Origin of the sequence: Azorhizobium doebereinerae UFLA1-100, from assembly GCF_000473085.1 — a bacterium.
Taxonomy (GTDB): domain Bacteria; phylum Pseudomonadota; class Alphaproteobacteria; order Rhizobiales; family Xanthobacteraceae; genus Azorhizobium; species Azorhizobium doebereinerae.
Map to the genome: position 1 here is coordinate 128458 of NZ_KI421496.1, position 3725 is coordinate 132182.

At 63.7% G+C, this 3725-nt stretch carries 6 protein-coding genes, 1 tRNA gene and 1 pseudogene; 7 read left to right on the forward strand and 1 reads right to left on the reverse strand.

All coding sequences use genetic code 11. The features are described 5' to 3' along the window. The 3 genes and pseudogenes from YU1_RS31510 to YU1_RS33215 all read left to right on the forward strand — a co-directional run. Positions 1-983 (forward strand): FtsK/SpoIIIE domain-containing protein (locus YU1_RS31510; protein WP_280790730.1); only part of this gene is annotated, 983 nt, incomplete at its 5' end. 297 nt (positions 984-1280) lie between these two features. Further along, positions 1281-1357, forward strand: a tRNA-Arg gene (locus tag YU1_RS0126295). 155 nt (positions 1358-1512) lie between these two features. After that, positions 1513-1747 (forward strand): annotated as a pseudogene (locus YU1_RS33215) (DUF736 domain-containing protein); the annotation flags it as partial. Positions 1748-1795: 48 nt separating this feature from the next. Here the strand turns inward: YU1_RS33215 and YU1_RS0126300 are convergent. Further along, entirely contained in the window at positions 1796-2014 is a 219-nt protein-coding gene (locus YU1_RS0126300; RefSeq protein WP_029006562.1) for a helix-turn-helix domain-containing protein, read from the reverse strand. A gap of 172 nt (positions 2015-2186) precedes the next feature. Here YU1_RS0126300 and YU1_RS0126305 point away from each other — a divergent pair, with 172 nt between their 5' ends. From YU1_RS0126305 to YU1_RS0126315, 4 genes are all read left to right on the forward strand, one after another. Next, the gene (locus tag YU1_RS0126305; RefSeq protein ID WP_029006563.1) at positions 2187-2447 is read left to right on the forward strand and encodes a DNA -binding domain-containing protein; all 261 of its coding nucleotides are present in this window, start codon (positions 2187-2189) and stop codon (positions 2445-2447) included. 118 nt (positions 2448-2565) lie between these two features. Further along, positions 2566-2940, forward strand: coding sequence for a transcriptional regulator domain-containing protein (locus YU1_RS34650; protein WP_245263463.1), 375 nt, complete (start codon positions 2566-2568; stop codon positions 2938-2940). Positions 2941-2995: 55 nt separating this feature from the next. Next, positions 2996-3334 carry a DUF2285 domain-containing protein gene (locus YU1_RS34655; RefSeq protein WP_156922510.1) on the forward strand — a complete coding sequence of 113 codons (339 nt, stop codon included), beginning with the start codon at positions 2996-2998 and terminating at the stop codon, positions 3332-3334. Between the two features lie 167 nt (positions 3335-3501). After that, positions 3502-3725 (forward strand): transposase (locus YU1_RS0126315; protein WP_156922512.1); only part of this gene is annotated, 224 nt, incomplete at its 3' end.

Sequence of the window (3725 nt, forward strand, 5' to 3'; positions counted from 1 at the left end):
ATTCGCCAGAGGCCTGCCGGCTGATCATGATCGACCCGAAGATGCTCGAACTCTCGGTCTACGAGGGCATCCCCCACCTGCTCACCCCGGTGGTGACGGACCCGAAGAAGGCCATCACCGCGCTGAAATGGGCGGTGCGGGAGATGGAGGACCGCTACCGCAAGATGAGCCGCCTCGGCGTGCGCAACATCGACGGCTTCAACGCCCGCGTGGCGGAGGCCAGAGCCAAGGGCGAGGTCATCACCCGCATCGTCGAGCGCGGCTTCGACAAGGAGACCGGCGAGATGGTGAGCGAGGAGGAAGCCATGGACCTCACCGCGCTGCCCTATATCGTCATCATCGTCGACGAGATGGCCGACCTGATGATGGTGGCCGGCAAGGAGATCGAGGGCGCCATCCAGCGCCTCGCCCAGATGGCCCGCGCCGCCGGCATCCACCTGGTGATGGCGACCCAGCGCCCGTCGGTGGACGTGATCACCGGCACCATCAAGGCCAATTTCCCCACCCGCATCTCGTTCCAGGTGACCTCGAAGATCGACAGCCGCACCATTCTCGGCGAGATGGGCGCCGAGCAGCTGCTCGGCCAGGGCGACATGCTCTACATGGCGGGCGGCGGGCGCATCGTGCGCGTGCACGGCCCGTTCGTGTCCGACCACGAGGTGGAGAAGGTGGTGGCCCACCTGAAGACGCAGGGGCGGCCGGAATATCTCGACGCCGTCACCTCCGACGAGGAGGACGAGGCGCCCGAGGAGGACGTGGCGGTGTTCGACAAGTCCGCCATGGGCGAGGAGGGCGACCATTACGAGCAGGCGATCGCCGTCGTCCTGCGCGACCGCAAGGCGTCCACCTCCTATATCCAGCGCCGGCTCCAGATCGGCTACAACAAGGCGGCGAGCCTGATGGAGCGCATGGAGCAGGAAGGGATCGTCGGCCCGGCCAACCATGCCGGCAAGCGGGAGATCCTCGCCACCCGCGCGCCCTGAGGGCCCGCCCTTCGGCCGCGGGGGCGCGGCGGCATCTGTGGACAGCGCGGTCGTCCGCCTCCCCCGGTTGCCGCCCGGCCCGACTTGCCTTATGAACGGCGCTGCATCGCCCCACGGGGCGGTGCCTGCTGCACCCGTAGCTCAGCTGGATAGAGCGCTGCCCTCCGAAGGCACGTGTCAAGCCGGCTGGTGCGAACGCTGCTAAGAAAAAGCGTACTAAAATTCAACGACTTGCGAGTGCGTGGCCGAGGGCTTCACTTTCGCAGGAAATCCGAGTAAGCACTGCGTAAGCAGCAGGCACCCGTAGCTCAGCTGGATAGAGCGCCGCCCTCCGAAGGCGGAGGCCACACGTTCGAATCGTGTCGGGTGCGCCACCGCAACTAAGGGTTGTGTTGGCATTTAGGTGGCAGACGCCTTTTGAGCCAGCGCTGACAGCTGATTGGCTGCCTTGCCAGGGTCATGCCCCAACTCCCATCTGCGTCTGCATCCCATTTTCTGCCAAGTTCAACTGGATTTGGGGCGGGCGGTGGCCAAGGGCGAGCGCGCCGTCCCCGACGTTAGGGTCAAGGGCGAGAACGCTCCCAGTCACCGCGTCCTGGTGTGCCGCGCCGAGATTGGCGCCGCTTGGTCCAAGCGCTCCAGCGAGGGCAAGCTCGACAACCCGGGCTTCAAACGCACTCATCTATGCCAACGTGTTCGCCGACGAGGATGTCGAAACCTCCTCGCTGATCTGGACTTGCCCCAACCGCCGACGCGGCGAGTAAGCCACCGACTGCCTCGGCCGCTTTCGGCCGGTGCTTTCCCCCCGGGGGTCAGTCCTTGCCGTCAGGCCGAACAAGCTCTTCGTGGCTAACGCCCAGCGCCTGTGCCAGTTCATAGAGCGTGATGACAGTGGGATTGCGCCGGCCGCGTTCGAGCCCGCTGATGTACTGCTGGCTGAAGCCGGATCGCGTCTCTACGTCCTCCTGTGTCAAGCCCCTCTCCAGACGCAGGCGCGCGAAGTTCCGGCCGACCAGCTTGCGCATATCCATGCGCAGACGGATCGCAATTTACGCCCTCCGAGATTATCAACTATAGTATGTATAGGATCGCTTTGCGGCCACGGCACGCGAACACCGGATTCGATGTGTTATTTCCACTCGTGCCGTGTTCGCTACTGGGCTACGAAGCGTGAACGTAATGGTCATGGAAATGTGGGGTCACATGACCGAATTTTTCGAAGATATCGCGCCGTTCAGCCTCGAACTCACCGGCTATGACAGAGCGCACATACGCCTCTATGCGCGCCTTATGGATGCTGTGGCCGACGGCGCGGATTGGAAAGAAATCGTCGTAGTGCTCTTCGGACTGGATGCCGCGCATGAGCCTGAGCGTGCGCGTAATATCTTTGACAGCCATCTCGCTCGCGCCCGTTGGGTCGCCGCCAGCGGCTACAAGGACCTTCTCCGCACCCGGGACGACTGATCGGGCTGGCGAGATGCAGTCAGGGCATCACGCGATGCTCAAAGAGGACCTTCCCTTAGGCGATGCAATTCCTGACTGTTTCGCTCGATACGCACGCCACTGATGCGGAGCCGAGGGAATGAAGCCGGACACATCGCGTTGGCGTGACAGCGCCAACTACGATTATTTCGACGACCTCTCCGTCGAAGGCCTCGCCTGGGAATGTCTGCGCCGAGACGAGACTTATCAGGACCAATACCAAGCGATCGCCAGGGCCAGCACCGAGGCCGAACCGCTCCCCCGGGAGGTGGAGCAGCGCTGGGGACTTCGATTTCGCGGCGAGACCATCTCTCAACTCGATCGAGCAATCCATCGTTTGGTCGCCGCGCGTCAACCCTGGCGCCGTGATTGTTGGCTCGCCTCCCGCTTTCGCCGACGGCGTCCGGCTCAGGGAGGTCGACGGTATTTCCACGTTGCAATTGAGCCCGGAAGGTGCTCACGCCTCCATCGGTGAGGGGAGGCACCAGTCGCAGATTGTGTTTCTGCCGGTCCGCCACCGTGACGCCCCCATGGCAGCCGTCATTCCGATGGACGCGGACCTGATGGGCCGGGTGGAGGCGTTGAACCGCTTCTGGCGCACAGTCGAAGGGCGACCGCCGCTGCCAGACACGCGCATGACTCCACAGCAACGGCACCGCCTGCGCCGCATGATGCTCGCCGCCGATGGGCGGGCGAACCGCGCCAGCTATCGCGATATCGCCGTAGCCCTGTTTGGTGCGATGCGGGCAACTTCTGAGCCCTGGAAAACTTCGTCCCTCCGCGACCGGGTCATCGGCCTCGTCAAAGGCGGCCACGCCCTCATCGGCGGCGGCTATCTGAAGCTTCTGCGTCATCGTCGACGACCATAGCTTCGTCTTCGAGCGGGGGAGGATCGGCATTTTACGCCACCAACTTCCCCACCCTCCGGGACGGACGCGCCTCGCCCCCGTGATCGCCATTCGCCGCTGACACCTAGGCTCAGGACCTATTAATTTGCCTTGAGTTGTGATTCACAGTCTCCATTGAGGAGGCTGTGATGAGCGATTTGTTCCTGCTGAGCGAAAGGCAGATGTCTCGGATCTCGCCCTTCTTTCCCTTGGCCCATGGCGTGCCGCGCGTCGATGACCGCCGGGTGGTGAGTGGCATCGTTTATGTGATCCGCAACGGGTTGCAGTGGAAGGATGCCCCCAAGGACTACGGCCCGCACAAGACGCTGTACAACCGCTTCATCCGCTGGAGCCGGCTCGGGGTCTTCGACCG